Source organism: Bradyrhizobium sp. CCGB01, assembly GCF_024199795.1.
Lineage (GTDB): Bacteria > Pseudomonadota > Alphaproteobacteria > Rhizobiales > Xanthobacteraceae > Bradyrhizobium.
The window spans coordinates 760,277-778,298 of record NZ_JANADK010000001.1 but is presented as its reverse complement, the minus strand read 5'-3'; the positions used below and the strand labels follow the sequence as shown (position 1 = coordinate 778,298).

The 18,022-nt window shown below is 65.6% G+C and carries 18 protein-coding genes; 7 read left to right on the top strand and 11 right to left on the bottom strand.

What is annotated here, in order from left to right:
- The first annotated feature begins 49 nt into the window (after positions 1-49).
- The gene (locus NLM25_RS03390) at positions 50-1,381 is read left to right on the top strand and encodes a DUF2235 domain-containing protein (protein ID WP_254136032.1); all 1,332 of its coding nucleotides are present in this window, start codon (positions 50-52) and stop codon (positions 1,379-1,381) included.
- 174 nt (positions 1,382-1,555) lie between these two features.
- Positions 1,556-1,801 carry a PilZ domain-containing protein gene (locus NLM25_RS03385; RefSeq protein WP_254115239.1) on the top strand — a complete coding sequence of 82 codons (246 nt, stop codon included), beginning with the start codon at positions 1,556-1,558 and terminating at the stop codon, positions 1,799-1,801.
- Positions 1,802-1,849: 48 nt separating this feature from the next.
- Here NLM25_RS03385 and NLM25_RS03380 read toward each other — a convergent pair whose 3' ends face one another.
- The 6 genes from NLM25_RS03380 to cobS all read right to left on the bottom strand — a co-directional run bounded on the left by NLM25_RS03380 (position 1,850) and on the right by cobS (position 8,244).
- Positions 1,850-2,257: a hypothetical protein gene (locus tag NLM25_RS03380; protein ID WP_254115238.1), complete on the bottom strand. Its 408-nt coding sequence runs from the start codon at positions 2,255-2,257 to the stop codon at positions 1,850-1,852.
- A gap of 302 nt (positions 2,258-2,559) precedes the next feature.
- Entirely contained in the window at positions 2,560-3,672 is a 1,113-nt protein-coding gene (locus NLM25_RS03375) for an NADH:flavin oxidoreductase/NADH oxidase (RefSeq protein ID WP_254136031.1), read from the bottom strand.
- Between the two features lie 188 nt (positions 3,673-3,860).
- Positions 3,861-4,931, bottom strand: coding sequence for an esterase-like activity of phytase family protein (locus NLM25_RS03370; protein WP_254136030.1), 1,071 nt, complete (start codon positions 4,929-4,931; stop codon positions 3,861-3,863).
- Complete coding sequence (gene cobT, locus NLM25_RS03365; RefSeq protein ID WP_254115235.1) at positions 4,928-6,835, bottom strand: cobaltochelatase subunit CobT; 1,908 nt, start codon at positions 6,833-6,835, stop codon at positions 4,928-4,930. Before cobT ends, NLM25_RS03370 begins: the two co-directional genes overlap by 4 nt.
- Positions 6,832-7,242 (bottom strand): GNAT family N-acetyltransferase, encoded by a 411-nt coding sequence (locus NLM25_RS03360; RefSeq protein WP_254136029.1) that lies wholly within the window; start codon positions 7,240-7,242, stop codon positions 6,832-6,834. Before NLM25_RS03360 ends, cobT begins: the two co-directional genes overlap by 4 nt.
- 3 nt (positions 7,243-7,245) lie before the next feature.
- On the bottom strand, positions 7,246-8,244 hold the full coding sequence (cobS, locus tag NLM25_RS03355; RefSeq protein ID WP_254136028.1) for a cobaltochelatase subunit CobS: 999 nt from the start codon (positions 8,242-8,244) through the stop codon (positions 7,246-7,248).
- 294 nt (positions 8,245-8,538) lie between these two features.
- Between cobS and NLM25_RS03350 the strand changes: the two genes are divergently transcribed.
- Positions 8,539-9,201 carry a VTT domain-containing protein gene (locus NLM25_RS03350; protein WP_254136027.1) on the top strand — a complete coding sequence of 221 codons (663 nt, stop codon included), beginning with the start codon at positions 8,539-8,541 and terminating at the stop codon, positions 9,199-9,201.
- Positions 9,202-9,374: 173 nt separating this feature from the next.
- Here the strand turns inward: NLM25_RS03350 and NLM25_RS03345 are convergent, their stop codons facing one another.
- Complete coding sequence (locus NLM25_RS03345) at positions 9,375-10,595, bottom strand: citrate synthase family protein (protein ID WP_254136026.1); 1,221 nt, start codon at positions 10,593-10,595, stop codon at positions 9,375-9,377.
- A 79-nt stretch (positions 10,596-10,674) separates the two neighbouring features.
- Here NLM25_RS03345 and NLM25_RS03340 point away from each other — a divergent pair, with 79 nt between their 5' ends.
- Complete coding sequence (locus NLM25_RS03340) at positions 10,675-11,769, top strand: citrate synthase/methylcitrate synthase (RefSeq protein ID WP_254115230.1); 1,095 nt, start codon at positions 10,675-10,677, stop codon at positions 11,767-11,769.
- Positions 11,770-11,964: 195 nt separating this feature from the next.
- Here NLM25_RS03340 and NLM25_RS03335 read toward each other — a convergent pair whose 3' ends face one another.
- Positions 11,965-12,597, bottom strand: a complete 633-nt coding sequence (locus NLM25_RS03335; RefSeq protein ID WP_254136025.1) for a J domain-containing protein — start codon at positions 12,595-12,597, stop codon at positions 11,965-11,967.
- Positions 12,598-12,755: 158 nt separating this feature from the next.
- On the opposite strand from NLM25_RS03335, the gene NLM25_RS03330 reads away from it, so the two are divergent.
- On the top strand, positions 12,756-13,031 hold the full coding sequence (locus tag NLM25_RS03330; protein WP_375166926.1) for a BolA family protein: 276 nt from the start codon (positions 12,756-12,758) through the stop codon (positions 13,029-13,031).
- Between the two features lie 145 nt (positions 13,032-13,176).
- On the opposite strand, the gene NLM25_RS03325 is transcribed toward NLM25_RS03330, so the two are convergent.
- From NLM25_RS03325 to NLM25_RS03315, 3 genes are all read right to left on the bottom strand, one after another.
- Positions 13,177-14,481, bottom strand: a complete 1,305-nt coding sequence (locus NLM25_RS03325; RefSeq protein WP_254115227.1) for an HlyC/CorC family transporter — start codon at positions 14,479-14,481, stop codon at positions 13,177-13,179.
- A gap of 92 nt (positions 14,482-14,573) precedes the next feature.
- Positions 14,574-15,722 carry a 3-dehydroquinate synthase gene (aroB, locus tag NLM25_RS03320; RefSeq protein WP_254136024.1) on the bottom strand — a complete coding sequence of 383 codons (1,149 nt, stop codon included), beginning with the start codon at positions 15,720-15,722 and terminating at the stop codon, positions 14,574-14,576.
- Positions 15,719-16,342 (bottom strand): shikimate kinase, encoded by a 624-nt coding sequence (locus NLM25_RS03315; protein ID WP_254115225.1) that lies wholly within the window; start codon positions 16,340-16,342, stop codon positions 15,719-15,721. The genes aroB and NLM25_RS03315 overlap by 4 nt, the downstream gene beginning before the upstream one ends.
- 157 nt (positions 16,343-16,499) lie before the next feature.
- Between NLM25_RS03315 and NLM25_RS03310 the strand changes: the two genes are divergently transcribed.
- Positions 16,500-16,646 (top strand): hypothetical protein, encoded by a 147-nt coding sequence (locus tag NLM25_RS03310; protein WP_014439243.1) that lies wholly within the window; start codon positions 16,500-16,502, stop codon positions 16,644-16,646.
- A 17-nt stretch (positions 16,647-16,663) separates the two neighbouring features.
- Positions 16,664-17,623 carry a site-specific tyrosine recombinase XerD gene (gene xerD / locus NLM25_RS03305; protein ID WP_254136023.1) on the top strand — a complete coding sequence of 320 codons (960 nt, stop codon included), beginning with the start codon at positions 16,664-16,666 and terminating at the stop codon, positions 17,621-17,623.
- The last annotated feature ends 399 nt before the right edge of the window (positions 17,624-18,022 follow it).

Here is an 18,022-nt window from a genome sequence, read left to right as displayed (position 1 = left end):
CGCTTTTCCGCTATACTCGCCCCGGTAGCATCACCGTGAGGGGCATACCGTGGGGCACGAAGCCAAAACCGACCACAAAGCCGAGCCGAAAAACCTCGTCATCTGCTGTGACGGCACCGGCAACGAGATCTCGGAGAACATCTCCAACGTCCTGAAGCTCTATCGTTGCCTGCGCAAGACCGACAAGACGCAGCCGCGGCAGATGGTGTTTTACGATCCCGGCGTCGGCACGGTGACGGAGCCGACCACGTGGCACCGGCTCAAGGCCAACGTCAATCTGGTGCTGGGGCTCGCCACCGGCTACGGGCTCGATGACAACGTGCTCTCGGCCTATTGCTTCCTGGTCGAGCATTATTCGCCGGGCGACAAGATCTATCTGTTCGGTTTTTCGCGCGGTGCCTACACGGTTCGCGTGCTGGCGGGGCTGATCCACAAAATCGGCTTGATCTCGCCGGAGCAGGCGAACCTCGCAGGCAGTGGCCTCGTCGCCTACAAGCAATATTCCGGCACCGGGCGCGGCAACGACATCGAGGATCTCAAGGACGTCGACTTCGACGATCAGGGGCCGCTGCCGAAGGACGAATTCGACCTCGCAGCCCAATTCGCGCGCATCACCTCGACGCGCTGGCCGACCATCCACTTCATCGGCGTCTGGGACACGGTGGCGAGCGTGATCGTGCCGCGGCGCGACAATTTCTTCTTCGTGTTCAGCCTGGAGGAGCTCGCCTTCACGCTGCGCAATCCGAGCGTCAAGATCTTCCGGCAGGCGATCGCGATCGACGAGCGGCGCTGCATGTTCCGCCTCAAGGAGTACGAGGAGCCGCAGGAATATTGGCGCAACCGCTACGTGCCCGACGAGAAGAAGGAGCCGCAGGACATTCTGCAGGTGTGGTTCGCCGGCGTGCATTGCGACGTCGGCGGCGGCTATCCGGAGGCCGAGAGCGGCGAATCGAAATATCCGCTGATCTGGATGATCGAGGAGGCGGAAAAGGCCGGGCTGAACTTCAACCCGCGCACCGTGAACCAGCTCGCCTGGGGCGTGCAGCGCAAGAACAGCCCTTTCAAGTACGTCGCGCCCGCCTACACCGGCAAGACCGGCGAGCTGCACAATTCGATGACGGCGCTCTGGCGCGTGCTGGAATACGTACCGAAGAGCGCGAAGTACAAGGAATGGCCGGACAGGACCGTCGTGCTCGGCTTCTACATCCCCGATTGCGAGCCGCGCGTGATTCCCGAAGGCGCGCATGTGCATGAGAGCGTGATCAAGCGGATGGCGGTGGAGCCGGGCTACCGGCCGGTGAACCTGCCGAAGGATTATGTGACCGTGCCGATGCCGGTGGGGCCGGGGGTGGGGGTGGTGGAGGAGACGGAGGCAGTCTGAGCGCGCTTACCCTCCCCTGGAGGGGAGGGTGGGAGCCCGCTACCGCCGCTTTCTCCATTCGCCGCTACTTTTCATTAAAATTCTCCGCCGCGCCTTAGCTGGATCGCATCAACTCCCTCCGCATCATCGGAGCCTGCCACCCGCGCCGTTCGCGGAAATTGGAGGAGAGTGCCAATGCATCCGCGCCGACATGCCCGCGTCAAACCTTCCGGACTGGTGTCCCGCCAGGCCAAGATCATCACCGACCCGCGCGCGCCGGTGATCCCCTGCACGCTGATCGACTACTCGCCCGGCGGGGCCTGCGTCGATCTCGGCGGGCAGGTGACCATTCCTGATCGCTTCGAGCTGCTGCACGTCAACACCAAGAAGCGCTGCCGCATCGCCTGGAAGCGCGGCTCGCGCGTGGGCGTGGTGTTCTAGGGCGAGCTGCGCGCTTGCCCTCCCCTGGAGGGGGAGGGTAAGCGCGCCCTACCTCCGCATCCGCGCTTTCGTCCCGGCGACGATCTGCATCGCGACACCGGCGACCCAGCCGAACAAAGCGAGCCAGGTCCAACCCAGATGCGGATCGAGGCGCAGCACGATGACGGCGACGGAGGCGAGCGCGGTGAGCGTGGCGCAGAGCGTGCCGGCGGCGCTCAGGAATTCCGCGGCGTCGATGGTGCTGTGCGCGTCGTCGAAGGGCAGCTGCGGCGTGTCGATGCCGAGATAGAAGCCGACGAAGCCGAGCAGCATCATCAGGAGCAGGAAGCCTTGCGTGGTGAGCGGGGCGATCGCCGATCCCACATAGGCGCCGACGAACAGCCCGCACGCCGCACCTGCCATGGCGAGGCCCACGCGCTCGAACACGTGGGCAGTCTTGCGAACACCAAACCGCATGGCGGGCCTCCGCGAGGAGTTGGGTCCAGGGAGGTTAGGCCAGTTTCGCGGGGCGTGGAAGGTGAGGACCTTTACGGAGATGTGAGGTCGCGGGATGGTGAGGGGCTGAAAGGCGCGCCGTACGGCGACCTGGGCGTGTGGCGCGCGTGTCTCCCCACCGTCATTGCGAGGGTTAAGCGAGGCAATGCAGAGTCTTTCCGCGGAGGGTTTCTGGATTGCTTCGTCGCATCAGCGCAAAATTGCTGCGCAATTTTGTCGCGAGCTCCTCGCAATGACGAGAGTGTGGCGCGATGCCCGCGCCCTCACCGCGCCCCGAAGGTCGTCTTGCCGAACAGCGCCTTCTGCGTCGACGGCTGCGAGCGCCAGTATTGCGGCGGGGCCTCGACTTCGCCGCCGACTTCGGCCGCGGCGTGCCAGCCCCAGCGGGGCTCGTAGAGCATGCCGCGGGCGAGCGCGACCATGTCGGCCTTGCCGGATGCCACGATCTCTTCGGCGTGTTTTGCCTCGGTGATCAGGCCGACGGCCATGGTGGGCAGTCCGGTCTCGCGCTTGATGGCCTCGGCAAACTGCACCTGATAGCCGGGCCCGAGCGGGATCTTCTGCTGCGGCGAGACGCCGCCGGAGGAGGCATCGATCCAGTCGACGCCGCGCGCCTTCAGCGCATTTGCGAATTCAATGGTCTGCGCCAGATCCCAGCCGCCCTCGACCCAGTCGGTCGACGACACCCGCATGCCGACCGGCTTGTCGTGCGGGAACACGCTGCGCACCGCATCGTACACTTCCAGCGGGAAGCGCATGCGGTTCTGCAAGCTGCCGCCATATTCGTCGGTGCGCCTGTTCGAGATCGGCGACAGGAACTGATGCATGAGATAGCCGTGCGCGCCGTGCAGCTCGATCGCGTCGATGCCGAGCCGGGCGGCGCGCTTCGCGCTGTCGACGAAGGCATCGCGGATGCGCTTCAGGCCGGCCGCATCCAGCGCCAGCGGCGCGGCCTCGCCCTCCTTATGCGGCAGCGCCGACGGCGCCACGGTCTGCCAGCCGCCCTGCTCGACCGGAATCAGCTGGCCGCCGTCCCAGGGCCGCGCGCTGGAGGCCTTGCGGCCGGCATGCGCGAGTTGCATCGCGATCGCCGTCGTCGAATGCTTGCGCACGGAGGTGAGGATCTGCTTCAGCGCGGCCTCGCACGCATCGCTGTAGAGTCCGAGACAACCCGGCGTGATGCGGCCGATCGTCTCCACATGGGTCGCCTCGATGCAGAACATCGCAGCGCCCGACAGCGCCAGATTGTTGATGTGGGTGAAGTGCCAGTCGGTGGCGACGCCGTCGTCGGCCGAATACTGGCACATCGGCGACACCACGACGCGGTTCTTCAAGGTCAGGCCGCGCAGCTTGATCGGGGAAAACAGGGCGCTCATGCGGGGAGTTCCGGATGATGAGAGGGGTGGAAGCAATTGCATGAAGTGTAGTGGGCGACGAGCGGATTGCCAGTTGCGCGGACGGCATGGCCGTGGCGCCACCCATGCATTACACGCGTCATTTGATCACGGGATCGCGCGGCAATTTCAGCCGTCGTCCCTGCTTACGCAGGGACGACAGCGGAGAGCTACTCCACCAGCGTGAACTGCAACAACAAGGTGCGCTGGAGCATCGAGAAATTGTCGTCCGACACCATGGTCAGGACGGTCTCGCCCTCGGGGGTGACGTGGGCGTCGATGCCTTCCATGTTATCGACCTCGTGGCCGAGATCGGCGTTGAAGAGCGCGGGGCCGTCGACCAGCGCGTTCGGCACGATCGACTTCAACGGGATCGCGCGGATACGGATGTTGATGCCGGTGAACCAGGAAAATTTGCGTTCGAGGATCAGAAGCTCGCCCGACGGCAGCAGCGTCGCATCCGAGATGTCGAACTTGTCGGTGCGGCGCACGCTGAACTGTCCGGGCGCAGGGCCACCGATCAGGAAGGCGACCAGATTGCCGTCGGCGTCCAGCCCGCGCTCGGAGAACGCGATCAGCGTGCCAGCGAGCGGCTGGCCCTTCGGGACCGCTACCATCGCTTCGAGCCCCTTATTGTAGGGCAATTTCCGCATCGCGGGCGGCGTCGGCAGCACATCGCCGCGGGCGCGCGTGCCGCCCTTGGAAAAATCGAAGCGCATGATCTGGTTGACGCGTTCGAGCCCGACATAGACGACATTGCCGTCGCGCGCGAGCGACTCGGTGTCGTACCAGAGCCGCTTCTCCGTGATCGGCCGACCCTCCGCGTTCAGCATCGGCGAGGCCTCGACATCGTCGAGCGCGGTCATCCTGCCGCCGGAATAGCGGATGCGGCCGGTGAACCAGCCGCCCTGGTCGGAGATCGCAAGGAAGCGCTCGCCCTTGGCGTCGAGCCGGATGCCGGACAGGCCGCCGAAGCCGCGATAGGGCGAGGTCAGCACGAGGCCGCTGCGATATTGCAGCGAGCCGAAGCGCACCCGCGAGCGGTCGCGCGGCTCGAAATTGGGAATCGACCGCGCGTTCACCTCGATGCCGACCGGCTCGGTGACGGCGTGCTCGATCTGCGCGGGGCGCGGCGGCGGCTCGGTCGTCGGCTGCGCCTGCGCGAGGCGCGAGATTGCGAGAGTGGAAAATCCCGCCGCTGCGTGGCTAATGAAGCTGCGGCGGGATTGATGCGTGCTCACGAATGCAATTTGCGTCGCGGGCGACCGGCCTGCTGCGTGGGCGCTGTGTTGGTCTCGCTGAACAGCTCGGCGAGCTTTTCGGTGATGGCACCGCCGAGCTCTTCGGCGTCCACGATCGTCACGGCGCGGCGATAGTAGCGCGTCACGTCATGGCCGATGCCGATCGCGATCAGCTCGACCGGCGAGCGGGTCTCGATCTCCTCGATGATGTGGCGCAGATGCCGCTCGAGATAGTTGCCGGGATTGACCGACAGCGTGGAATCGTCGACCGGCGCACCGTCCGAGATCATCATCAGGATCTTGCGCTGCTCGGGCCGGCCGAGCAGGCGCTTGTGCGCCCAGTCCAGCGCCTCTCCGTCGATGTTCTCCTTCAGGAGCCCCTCGCGCATCATCAGGCCGAGATTCTTTCGCGCACGGCGCCAGGGGGCGTCGGCCGACTTGTAGATGATGTGGCGGAGATCGTTGAGGCGGCCGGGATTGGCCGGCTTGCCGGCGGCAAGCCACGCCTCGCGCGATTGCCCGCCCTTCCAGGCGCGCGTGGTGAAGCCCAAAATCTCGACCTTGACGCCGCAACGCTCCAGCGTGCGCGCAAGAATGTCGGCGCAGGTCGCCGCAACCGTGATCGGACGGCCGCGCATCGAGCCGGAATTGTCGAGCAGCAGCGTCACCACGGTGTCGCGGAACGTCGCCTCCTTCTCGTGCATGAAGGACAGCGGGTGATAGGGATCGGTCACCACGCGCGACAGCCGCGCCGGATCGAGGATGCCCTCTTCGAGGTCGAAGTCCCAGGCGCGGTTCTGCTGCGCCATCAGCCGGCGCTGCAGCCGGTTGGCGAGGCGGGCGACGATGCCTTGGAGATGCGCGAGCTGCTTGTCGAGATAGGCGCGCAGGCGCTCCAGCTCGTCATGGTCGCAGAGGTCTTCGGCCGCGATCACCTCGTCGAATTTCGGCGCGAAGGCATGATATTCCGGCCCGCGCGGCTCGTTGGCGCCGCGCGAATTCGGCCGCGTCGCCTCGCCCGGCGTCTCGTCGTCGCCAAGTTCGCCGTCGTCGAACGTGTCGGAGGTCGAGGCCTGCGCGCTTTCCATCGCGCTCTCGCTCATCTCCTCGCTCGAGGCCTGCGCCTGGTCGGCGCTCATCTCCTGCGCGGCGTCGGAATCGGGCGAGCCTTCGGCGCCGGACTGGTCGTTGTCGCCGTCGCGGTTCTCCTCGTCGTCGTCATTATCTTCGCTGTCGGCGCTGCGCTCGTCGCCGAGCTCGAGCGCGGTCAGCAGATCATGCACGGCGTCGCCGAACCTGGTCTGGTCCTCGACCAGCCCGTCGAGCCGGTCGAGCCGCTTGCCGATCTTGTCCTCGAGAATGGGCCGCCAGAGATCGACCATCTTCTTCGCCGCCGTGGGCGGCGCCATGCCGGTCAGGCGCTCGCGCACCAGCATCGCCAGCGCATCCGCCAGCGGCGCATCGGCACGGTCGGTGATCTCGTCGAACTTGCCGCGGTGGAAATGATCGTCGAGCATCGCGGTGAGGTTCTTGGCAACGCCGGCCATGCGGCGCGCGCCGATCGCCTCGACCCTCGCCTGCTCGACCGCCTCGAACACGCCGCGCGCCTGCGGATTGCCGGGCATCAGCTTGCGATGCAGCTTGGCATCGTGACAGGCGATCTTGAGCGCGATGGAATCGGCATGGCCACGCACGATCGCGGCATCGCGCTTGGTCATCTTTCGCGCGGGCTCGGGCAGCCGCGCCTTGCCCGGCGCGAGCCCGGGACGCTCGGCAGCGAAGCTGACCTCGAGCTCGGGCGACTTGGCGATCGCCTTCAGGCAGGAAGCCACCGAGCGCTTGAACGGCTCGGTCGGCGCTTCCTTGGTGTTACGGAATTTGGAGTTGGATGATGATGTGCTCATAGCGACTTCGTAAACGAATGGCGCGTCACGCCGCCGGGATAGCCCTTGAGGCTGCCGAACTCCTCGTACCCGCAGGAACGATAGAAGCCCGGCGCCTGGAAACTCATCGTGTCGACATGGGCCTGGACCGCGCCCTGCCGTCTTGCCTCGTCCTCGATCGCCGCGATCAGCTTCGTGCCCAAACCCCTGCCGCGCTGCTTCTGATCGATCCAGAAATACTGGATGAACAGAACCGTCGCCCAGAGATGCCCGACGATGCCGCCGACGATCTTGCGGCCGTCCTTCAAGGAGACCGCGATGCTCTTGGCCTTCTGCTTCCCAAACTGCTCGTCGTTATAGGCGCCGAGCCCGGCGAGCACAGCCTTCTTGGTGGTCCCAATGGTGCGCTCGACGGTGATGGTGGCCATGGCCTAGCTGAGCGCCACGTTGATCGCCGATTCCGGCAGCTCCGCATTGAAGCAGCGCTGGTAGAACTCTGCGACCAGGGGACGCTCGAGCTCGTCGCACTTGTTGAGGAAGGTGACGCGGAAGGCAAATCCGATATCGCCGAAGATGTCGGAGTTTTCCGCCCAGGTGATCACCGTGCGCGGGCTCATCACCGTCGACAGATCGCCGTTGGCGAAGGCGTTGCGGGTGAGATCGGCGAGGCGAACCATCTTGTTGACGATGTCGCGGCCCTCCTGGGTGCGATAGTGCTTGGCCTTGGCCAGCACGATCTCCACTTCCTCGTCATGGCTGAGATAGTTCAGCGTGGTGACGATCGACCAGCGGTCCATCTGGCCCTGGTTGATCTGCTGGGTGCCGTGATAGAGGCCCGAGGTGTCGCCGAGGCCGACCGTGTTGGCGGTCGAGAACAGGCGGAACGCGGGGTGCGGCTTGATCACCTTGTTCTGGTCGAGCAGCGTCAGGCGTCCCGAGACCTCCAGCACGCGCTGGATCACGAACATCACGTCGGGGCGGCCGGCGTCGTATTCGTCGAACACCAGGGCGACGTTGTTCTGGAGCGCCCAGGGCAAAATGCCGTCGCGGAATTCGGTGACCTGCTTGCCGTCGCGGACCACGATCGAGTCCTTGCCGACGAGGTCGATACGGCTGATGTGGCTGTCGAGGTTGACGCGCACGCAGGGCCAATTCAGGCGGGCGGCGACCTGCTCGATATGGGTGGACTTACCGGTGCCGTGATAGCCGGTCACCATCACGCGGCGATTGCGGGCAAAGCCGGCGAGAATGGCGAGCGTGGTGGCGCGGTCGAAACGGTAGTCGGAATCGACTTCGGGCACATGAGGATCGACTTCGGAATAGGCCGGGACTTCGAGATCACTGTCGATCCCGAACACCTGGCGCACCGACACCTTCATGTCGGGCATACCGGAAACTTCCTCAACTTTGGACATGGCGGCGGTCGTCATCAATCCTCCGAGGTCCCGGGCGGTCCCGAAACCGGTTATTCGCACGTTGGCTGCGGCTGGGTGCTGAAAATCAACCTATCAGAGACAACGTGCGGGCAGAAGCCCGCCCTCCAATCAAAGTTCCGTTGTCTTTTCATTTAGATAGGCAAGGAACGCAGTTTTTGGAGGGCTGCCTTGCGAATTACGCCCGAATTTCGGGCGGGATGCATGGCCTGCCCACGCGAATGGCACTTTTGCCGCTCCTTGCTTATGTAGGGTCTGAACCTGAAAGCCCCAGCCCTCCACAGAGACGACGTGACGTCCTTCCTCGACCCCCTCATCTCCTTCGTCTCGGCCCATGCTTGGCTGGCCTACCTGACCCTGTTCCTGGCGGCGCTGCTCGAAGCCGTTCCGGTGGTGGGGTCGGTGATCCCCGGCTCGACCATCATCCTGGCGCTGAGCGCGCTGATTCCGGGCGGCGACCTGAAACTGCAATGGGTGCTGCTGGCCGCCGCGGTCGGCGCGGTGCTCGGTGACGGCTCGGCCTATTGGATCGGGCACCGGCGCCAGCGCGAGATCCTCAACACCTGGCCGCTGACCAATTATCCCCGCGTGGTCGCCGAGAGCGAAAGCTTCTTCAACCGTTTCGGCACCTGGGCCGTGTTCTTCGCCCGTTTCGTGCCGCCGATCCGGGCCTTCGTGCCGGTGACCGCCGGTGCGCTCGGCATGGTGCCGGCGAAGTTCTACGCGGTGAACATCCCGGCGATCCTGATGTGGGCGCCGGCGCATGTGCTGCCCGGCGTGCTGGCGGTGTCGGCCCTTCACCAATATTTCGGACTTCCGCACCACGGGCAGCATCCGTTCAAGCACATCTGGATCTTGACGGTGGTGGCGGTGGCGATCGTGGTGGGCTTGGCGGTGTGGATCTATCGCCGGCGGAATGGTGCTGGTGTCGCGACAGAGAAGCCGCAGGCTTGATGGCGCCGCACCCTAGGTGTCGTCCCTGCGAAAGCAGGGACCCATAACCCCAGGAAGTCGTTTGGCGAAGAACCGCTAGTCGGGACTCTTACCGACCGTGATCGATAAATCACGCGGTATGGGTCCCTGCGTTCGCAGGGACGACAACGGAGAACGGCGCGCGCTTAGACCTTCTAACCTGCGCCCCCTGCCCGCCTCCCCGGCGCCGGCCCCACATACCTTGCCCGCGGCCGGATCAACTTCCCGAACTGCAATTGCTCGCTGGCGTGCGCAATCCAGCCGACGCTGCGGGCCATGGCGAACAGGGCGAGCTCGCTGCCGGCCGGTAACCTGAGCGCGTGCACGAGCACGGCGAGCGCATAGTCGATGTTGACGAGCTCGCCGGTCGCTTCAATGATCCGCTCCGGCACCTCTCGCGTGAACTTGCGCGGCGCGCCGGCGCGCGACAGGGCGTTCAAGAGCGATTGGGCGCGGGGATCGCCGCGCTTGTAGACGCCGTGGCCGAAACCGGCAAAGCGTTCGCCGAGCGCGACGCGCTCGCGGACCATCGGGGCGACGTCGCGATCGATCAGCGTCTTGACGAGTTGCGAGGCCAGCACGCCGGCGCCGCCATGCTTCGGGCCTTTCAGTGCGGCGAGGCCGGCGATGACGGAATCATAGAGGTTGAGACCGGTCGAGGCCGCGCAGCGCGCGGTGAAGGTCGAGGCATTCAATTCGTGATCGGCGAGCAGCACCAGCGCGCGGCGAATGAGGTCGGGCGCATGCTTGTTGTCGGGCGCCCAGGCCTTCGCGATCTGCTGATGCAGCGGCTCGGACGACGGCTCGGCATTGAGCATGGTCGCGACCAGGAGGCGGACAATGCGGCCGCCGACCATCGCGCGGCCATCGGGCGCACGGGTGAAGGCACGCGCGTCGGCACTGGTCGCGAGCGCCAGCACTGCGATGGCACGATCGATCGGCGCCGCGCGGCGCGCGGCTTCTGCGATCGCGCGCATCTCCTCGGAAATCTGGGGCTGATTGTCCTGGTCGAACGGGTCGACGTCGGAGACGTCCCACAGCAGCGTCGCGGTGTGCTCCAGCGTGTCGTTCTCGGCGAGGTCGACGCAGTTGACGCCGCGATAGATCGCGCCCTCCTCGGTGATGGTCGAGATTTCCGTATCCATCACCGGCAGGTCGGCGTCGAAGCTGCGAAGGCCGCGCGGCTCCGGCGACGGCACGCGGCGCTCCTTCAGGGCGCGGACGTCCTCGGCACGGTAGCGGTTTTTCCGCGAATCCGGGGTCGGCTCGGAGCGGATCAGGCCACGGCTGACATAGGCGTAGAGGGTCGCCGGCGAGATCGCGAGCTCGGCGGCGGCTTCCCGGGCAGACAGGTAGAGCTCCGGAGAATTTTTCATATTGATTTATGTAATCAAGATTGATCAATCTGTCGAGAGGCCCGACCTTTCCCTGGTGCAGTGCAAAGGAGATTGGGCCATGAACATCCACCTCACCAAAAGCCAGATCGGGCTGGACGGCGTTCCCGCGGCCGAGACCGTGCTGAGCCATGTCGACGGCGAGCGCGGTGAACTGATCATTGCCGGCGAGCATGTCGGGCGCCTCGCCGCCAAATCGAGCTTCGAGGGCGTCACCGCCCGGCTCTGGAACGGCGCCAGCAAGACCAACCTCACCGAAGCCAATGTGCGCGCGAGTCTGGGTGCGGGGCGCGAACGTGCCTTCGCGCGGCTGCCGGAGCTTTTGCCGGCAACTCGCGGCATGGGCATCATCGACGGGTTTCGTGCGGCGGTCGCGGGGCTTCGCGCCGAGCACGGTCTCGCGCACGAGGCGACCATCGTCGGCGCGTTTCCGGTGATCGCGGGCGCGCTGGTCCGGCGCGCGAAAGGGCTCGATCCCATCGCGCCGGATCCCAATGTCAGCCATGCCGCCGATACGCTGCGCATGCTGCTTGGGCGCGCGCCCGCAGCGCGCGAGGTCACCGCGTTAGATGCCTATCTCGTCACCGCCAGCGACCACGGCATGAACGCCTCGACTTTCACCGCGCGCGTGGTGGCATCGACGCAAGCCGACCTGTTTGCCGCAGTCACCGCGGGCTATTGCGCGCTCACGGGTCCGCTGCATGGCGGCGCGCCTGAGCCGGTGCTGGAGATGCTCGATGCGATCGGCTCGCGCGAGCGCATCCAGCCCTGGGTGGATGCCGCGCTCGCACGCGGCGAGCGGATGATGGGTTTTGGTCACCGCGTCTATCGCGTCCGCGATCCGCGCGCCGACGTGCTCAAGACCGCCGTCGAGGCGCTGGCGTCCAACGGCACCGATCTGCCGTTCGCCGGCGAGGTCGAGGCCTATATCCGCAGCGCGCTGCGCAAGAAGAACCCGGACCGCCCCCTGGAGACGAATGTCGAGTTCTTCACCGCGATCCTGCTCGATGCGCTGGCGATTCCACGGCAGGCCTTCACGCCGATCTTCGCGGTGGCGCGCGCAGCCGGATGGACCGCGCATGCGTGTGAGCAGCAGCGGACGGGGCGGTTGATCCGTCCGAGCTCGTCCTATGTGGGCGCAATGCCGGAGGCGTGATGAAGTAGTACGGATGGAGCGGAGCTCTTCCCCTCTCCCCTTGTGGGAGAGGGTGGCTCGCCGCGCAGCGGCGAGACGGGTGAGGGGTTTCTATCCGCGCGCAAATCGCTTGCGATGAATTCGCCGAGGCAACCCCTCATCCGGCGCTTCGCGCCACCTTCTCCCGCAAGGGGAGAAGGAAGAGGACAGCGAGGCTTACGCCTCCCGCACCACCGTCTTCAGATAGTTATACGCCTTGATGATCTCGATCAGGCGATCTTCGGTCGAGCGGTCGCCGCCATTGGCGTCGGGGTGGTGCTGCTTCACCAGTGCCTTGTACTTGGTCTTGACGTCGGCGAGCGTGGAATCGGGGCCGAGGCCCATGACCTGGAGCGCCTTGCGCTCGGCGTTCATCACCTTGCGCGTCTCGGCCTTGGGCTGGGCGTCCGGGCCCTTCCGCCAGCTCGCGCGGCCATTGATCTCGCTGAACATGCTGAACGGATCGGAGGCCATGTCGATCTCGGCTTCCGCACCCTTCTTGCCGCCATTGGCGCCCATCTTCCAGGTCGGACGATGGCCGGTCAGCGCATCCTTCTGGTAGCGCGCAACCGCGTCAGCATTCATGCCGGAAAAGAAATTGTAGTTCTGGTTGTACTCGCGCACGTGGTCGAGGCAGAAGTGCCAGTATTCGCGCTGGTTGTCGCGACCCTTGGGCGCGCGGTGTGCGCCCTTGTTCTGGCATCCGGCCCATTCGCAGCCGACCACGGCGTCGCGCGGCTTCACTTCCGGCTGCTTGCCCCGCGGCTTGACGCGGATGGAGTCGAAGAACTTTGATGAATCGATCGGCATGGCTGACTTTGACTACGCAATGCAAAAACCTTCAAGTCTTGACATTGCAATTAGCTGACACAGGTAGCCGAAGTTTCACTTCGGCGTCCTTGAAGCACGTCCGCCCATGGGCGGCCTATGCAATTGACGGGGCACGATGGCACGCTTTAATGGCACTCATGGTTATGAAAGACACTATCAGCAACAAGTTGCAGGAAGCTTTCACGCCCGAAAGCCTCGAGGTCGTCGACGAGTCACATTTGCATGAGGGCCACGCCGGCCACCGGCCCAGCGGCGAGACGCACTTCCGCGTTTATATCGTATCTGCGGCCTTCAAAGGGAAGAGCCGGGTCGATCGCCACCGCATGATAAATTCGGCGCTGGCCATGGAACTCTCCGGCAGCGTGCATGCGCTCGCGATCCACGCGCAGGCGCCGGGTGAGGGCGGAACGTAAGCCACGTTGGCGCGCCGACGGCGCTTTCTCCCCTCATCCTGAGGAGCGCGCTCTAGCGCGCGTCTCGAAGGATAGAGGCCAAGATGCCGCAGCGGGGGCCTGCATGGTTCGAGACGGCGCTGACGCGCCTCCTCACCATGAGGGTCTAAAACGACGTCCCGGCCCGCCTTGGCTTGGCCTCTTCCATTTCCGCCTCGCGCGGCACCGGTGAAATACGGAGCGCGGTGATGCGGTTGCGCTCGCGGCGGAGGACGCGGAAGCGGAAGCCGTGGAACGTGAAACTCTGGCCGCGGTCGGGGATCGAGCGCGCCTCGTGAATGACGAGGCCGGCGACCGTCGTTGCCTCCTCATCGGGCAGGTGCCAGTCCATGGCCCGGTTGAGGTCGCGGATCGGCACCGAGCCGTCGACCACCACCGAGCCGTCCGGCTGGGCCCGCACGCCCGCGACCACGACGTCGTGCTCGTCGGAGATGTCGCCGACGATCTCCTCCAGAATGTCTTCCAGCGTCACAAGGCCTTCGACTTCGCCGTATTCGTCGACGACGAGCGCGAAATGGGTCTTGCGGCGGCGGAACGCCTTGAGCTGCTCGGACACGGGCCGCATCTCCGGCACGAACCAGGGCGGCAGCGCGATGGTGGAGACGTCGATGCGCGAGGTGTCGCCGTCGGAGGCGCGGATCGCGCGCAGCAGATCCTTGGCGTGGAGCACGCCGATGATGTTCTCCGGCTTCTCGCGCCACAGCGGAATGCGGGTGTATTCGGTCGCCAGCACCTCGCGCACCAGCTCTTCCGGCGGCAGGTCGGCGTTGATCATCATCATCTCGGTGCGATGGATCATGACGTCGGAGACCTGAAGCTCGCGCAGGTCCAGGAGACCGCCGAGCATGTCGCGGTCTTGCTTCTCGAACTTGCCCTCGTGGTGCAACAGGTCGACCGCGCCGCGCAGGCGCTCGGTCGGCGACAGGATTGCCTGGTGCTCGCCGGCAAGGCCGAACAGGCGCATCAACAGACGGACGATGACTTCCACGATCCGCAGCAGCGGCCCCAGCACATACATCGTCAGCCGCATCGGGCGGGCGACGGCCAGCGCCATGCGGTCGGGCGCATTGATGGCGATGGTCTTCGGCAGCACCTCCGCGAAGATCACGACCAGTGCCGTCATCACGCCAGTGGCGTAGAGCACGCCGACATCGCCGAACCAGGCCGTGAAGATGGAGGTTGCGAGCGCGGATGCGCTGATATTGGCGATGTTGTTGCCGAGCAGCAGCGCGCCGATCAGGCGCTCGCGCATGTCGAGCAGCTGCGAGACCACATCGGCGTCGTGGTTACCCTGCTTGGACAGCCGCAGCATGCTGGCGCGCGAGGCGCCGGTCAGCGCGGTCTCGCTCGCGGCGAAGAAGCCCGAGACGAGCAGACAGATAATGACGATGGTGAAGCCGAGCCAGTCCATGCACCACTCTGGTTTCTCGTTCTGACGCGTTTTCCTGACGCGAACCGGTACCCACTGCGCTTGAAAACGCTTTCGCGCCTTTCAGCCGCGCATCACGCTTTCTGCGCGAGCTTGTCCTTCAGGAAATCGCGCACCGGCGCCGGCTCGACATCCTTTGCGATGACGGCGCGCCCGACTGCCTCCAGCAGGATGAAGGTCAGCTTGCCGCGCACGACCTTCTTGTCCTGCGCCATCAGCGCCATCAGCGCGTCGGCATCGGCAAGCCCTTCCTGGGCAAAACCCGCGATGTCCTGCAAGCGGGTGGGCAAGCCCGCCTCGATCAGGTGCCGCTCGACGCGCGCCGCATCGGCCTCGCCGATCATGCCGAGCCTGGCCGAGAACTGCGCGGCCAGGGTCATGCCGATCGCAACGCCCTCGCCGTGGAACAGGCGATCGGAGAAGCCGGTCGCCGCTTCCAGCGCGTGACCGAAGGTGTGGCCGAGATTGAGCAACGCGCGCTCGCCGGTCTCACGCTCGTCGCGTGAGACGATTCCGGCCTTGGCGCGGCAGGAGGTCGCGATCGCATGCTCGCGGGCGGAGCCACCCTTGAAGATGTCTGAATGGTTCTTCTCCAGCCAGGTGAAGAAAGCCTCGTCGCCGAGCACGCCGTATTTGGCGACCTCGGCGTAGCCGGCGCGGAATTGCCGCGGCGACAGCGTGTCGAGCACGGCGGTGTCGGCGATGACGAGCAGCGGCTGGTGGAAGGCGCCGAGCAGGTTCTTGCCCTGCGGCGAGTTGATGCCGGTCTTGCCGCCGACGCTGGAATCGACCTGCGCCAGCAGCGAGGTCGGCACCTGCACGAAATCGACGCCGCGGCGCAGGATCGCCGCCGCAAAACCGGCGAGATCGCCGACGACGCCGCCGCCAAGCGCGATGACCAGATCATTACGCTCGATCTTCGCGGCGATCAGGGCTTCGCTGACCTTTTCCAGGCCGGCATAGGTTTTGGAGATCTCGCCTTCCTCGACCACGATGCGCGAGGTCGGAATGCCGCTCGCCGCGAGCGATGCTTCAGTCGGCTCGAGCCAGTGTTTCGCGACGGTGCGGTCGGTGACGATGGCCGTGCGCACGCCGGGACGTAAAGCCGCGACCCGCGCGCCGAGCGAAGCCAGCACGCCGCGGCCGATGACGATGTCATAGGCGCGATCGCCGAGCGCGACGTCGACATTGAGGGGATCGGAATGTTTCAGGGGCGCAGTCATCGTACGGCACTCGCAACGTCGGCAGGTGGTTGGACGGCCTGTTCGCCGCAGAGATGGGCGCGCAGCGTCTCGATGCATTCCTCGACGATCTTGTCGTGCGGCACGTCACGCGAGGCGATGGTGAGGTCGGCATGGCTGTAGACCGGCTCGCGCTCGGTGAGCAGGCGCGTCACGGTTCCTTCGGGATCGGCGGTCTGGAGCAGCGGGCGGTCGGCACGGCGGCGGACGCGGCGCATGATGACGTCGTGGTCCGCCTTGAGCCAGATCGAGACCGCCTTCGCCGCGATGCGGGTCCGCGTCTCCTCGCGCATGAAGGCGCCGCCGCCGGTCGCAAGCACGATCGGGCCGCCGTCCAGGAGACGCGCGATCACCCGCGCCTCGCCGTCGCGGAAATGCGGCTCGCCGTGACGCTCGAAAATCTCCGGTATGGTCATGGTGGCCGCCGCCTCGATCTCGGTGTCGGCGTCCACGAATGGCAGCTTGAGCCGGGCGGCCATGCGGCGGCCGATGGTGGATTTGCCCACCCCCATCATGCCGACGAGCACGATCGAGCGCGCCCCGAGCGCCGACAGGATGTCGGCCTCAGGCGAACCGGGAATCGGCAACACGGCGTCGGACATGGGTCTCGCTCGATCCGCCGCCAAAGGCGGCATGCTTTCGCCACCTATACGACCCCGCAGGGGGCCTCGCCAGAGGACTCTTGCCACGAAACGGCGAACATGTTGGATGATTTCATTGGTTAATTTGCCCGTCTGGACCCTCTCCGAGATCTTGCCGATGCCCAGCCTGTTCCGCTTCCTGACGGTTGTCGCCGTGATCGCCGGCATCGTCTATGGCGTGGTCTTCGCGCTGGCGAACTTCGTGAGCCCGAAGTCGCGAGAAATGACGGTGACGATCCCGCCGGATAAATTTCTCAAGAAATAGGAGCTAGCTTCCAGGGCATGCGCATACAGCCCTCAGATGCCAAGCTCACCGGCCTGTTCCTCGACATGCTCGCGGCGGAACAGGGCGCCGGCGCCAATACGCTCGACGCCTACCGCCGCGACCTCACCGATTTCTCGGAATTTTTGGGCCGCGTCGGCCATACTTTTGCGGACGCGGAAACGCAGACGTTACGCGACTACCTCGCCGATCTCGACACGCGCGGCTTCAAATCCACCAGCGTCGCGCGGCGGCTGTCGGCGATGCGGCATCTCTACCGCTTCCTCCTGAACGAGCGCATCCGCACCGAGGATCCCGCCGCGATCCTGTCCGGCCCCAAGCGCGGCCGCGGCTTGCCGAAGGTGCTGACGATCGCGGATGTCGACCGCATGCTCCGCCGCGCCAAAGAATTGAGCGAGGCGGAGGATGCCTCGCCGTCGAGGCGGCTGCGCGCCTTGCGACTCTATTGCCTGCTCGAGGTGCTCTACGCCACCGGGCTGCGCGTCTCCGAGCTGGTGGCGCTGCCGCGCTCGGCGGCCAAACGCGATGCCCGCATGATCGTGGTGCGCGGCAAGGGCAACAAGGAACGCCTGGTGCCGCTCAACGAGGCCTCACGGCAGGCGATGGCCGATTATCTCGCGGCCACGGAAGCGGCGAAGACGGAGAAGAAAAAGGACAGCCTCGCCGCTTCGAAATGGCTATTCCCGTCGTCCGGCGAGAGCGGGCATCTGACGCGGCAGCATTTTGCCCGCGACCTCAAGGAGCTCGCGGTCGCCTCGGGGCTGCAGGCCCGGCTGGTCTCCCCGCACGTGCTGCGGCACGCCTTTGCCAGCCACCTCCTGCACAACGGCGCCGACTTGCGTATCGTGCAGACCCTGCTCGGCCACACCGATATCTCGACGACGCAGATCTACACCCATGTGGTCGAGGAGCGCCTGAAGAGCCTGGTGCGCGACCTGCACCCGCTGGCGGAGACATAGTTGCTCCCGTAGCCCGGATGAGCGAAGCGACATCCGGGATGGTGCCCGAGGCTCGACCTAGCCCCGGATATCGCTTCGCTCATCCGGGCTACAAGCTGGCGGAGAAATGACTGTCGTCCCTGTGAAAGCAGGGACCCATACCGCGTGATCTCTCTGTGACGGGCGGTGTTAGTACCGCGGGAAGACCACTTCACTGCCGGTCCTCGCCAAACTTCTCCCTGTGGTTATGGGTCCCCGCGTTCGCGGGGACGACAATGGAGAACGAAACCGCCTTGACTTCGGCCACATCTCCGCAGAAAGAGCCGTGGCCTCACGATCGATTTGGCCGCTCTCGGGAGCGCACAGGCCAACTCATTGAAGAAGCTACACTTCTTTCCTCGAGCTCAAATCCGCTTCGAC

Coding starts and splice junctions, on each gene's coding strand:
- NLM25_RS03360 (WP_254136029.1), bottom strand. CDS start 7,242: ATGGCCACCATCACCGTCGAGCGCACCATTGGGACCACCAAGAAGGCT.
- cobT (WP_254115235.1), bottom strand. CDS start 6,835: ATGAGCACATCATCATCCAACTCCAAATTCCGTAACACCAAGGAAGCG.
- NLM25_RS03335 (WP_254136025.1), bottom strand. CDS start 12,597: ATGCCGATCGATTCATCAAAGTTCTTCGACTCCATCCGCGTCAAGCCG.
- NLM25_RS03380 (WP_254115238.1), bottom strand. CDS start 2,257: ATGCGGTTTGGTGTTCGCAAGACTGCCCACGTGTTCGAGCGCGTGGGC.
- NLM25_RS03315 (WP_254115225.1), bottom strand. CDS start 16,342: ATGTCCGACGCCGTGTTGCCGATTCCCGGTTCGCCTGAGGCCGACATC.
- NLM25_RS03345 (WP_254136026.1), bottom strand. CDS start 10,595: ATGAAAAATTCTCCGGAGCTCTACCTGTCTGCCCGGGAAGCCGCCGCC.
- NLM25_RS03325 (WP_254115227.1), bottom strand. CDS start 14,481: ATGGACTGGCTCGGCTTCACCATCGTCATTATCTGTCTGCTCGTCTCG.
- NLM25_RS03375 (WP_254136031.1), bottom strand. CDS start 3,672: ATGAGCGCCCTGTTTTCCCCGATCAAGCTGCGCGGCCTGACCTTGAAG.
- xerD (WP_254136023.1), top strand. CDS start 16,664: ATGCGCATACAGCCCTCAGATGCCAAGCTCACCGGCCTGTTCCTCGAC.
- NLM25_RS03340 (WP_254115230.1), top strand. CDS start 10,675: ATGAACATCCACCTCACCAAAAGCCAGATCGGGCTGGACGGCGTTCCC.
- NLM25_RS03385 (WP_254115239.1), top strand. CDS start 1,556: ATGCATCCGCGCCGACATGCCCGCGTCAAACCTTCCGGACTGGTGTCC.
- aroB (WP_254136024.1), bottom strand. CDS start 15,722: ATGACTGCGCCCCTGAAACATTCCGATCCCCTCAATGTCGACGTCGCG.
- cobS (WP_254136028.1), bottom strand. CDS start 8,244: ATGACGACCGCCGCCATGTCCAAAGTTGAGGAAGTTTCCGGTATGCCC.
- NLM25_RS03330 (WP_375166926.1), top strand. CDS start 12,756: ATGGTTATGAAAGACACTATCAGCAACAAGTTGCAGGAAGCTTTCACG.
- NLM25_RS03310 (WP_014439243.1), top strand. CDS start 16,500: ATGCCCAGCCTGTTCCGCTTCCTGACGGTTGTCGCCGTGATCGCCGGC.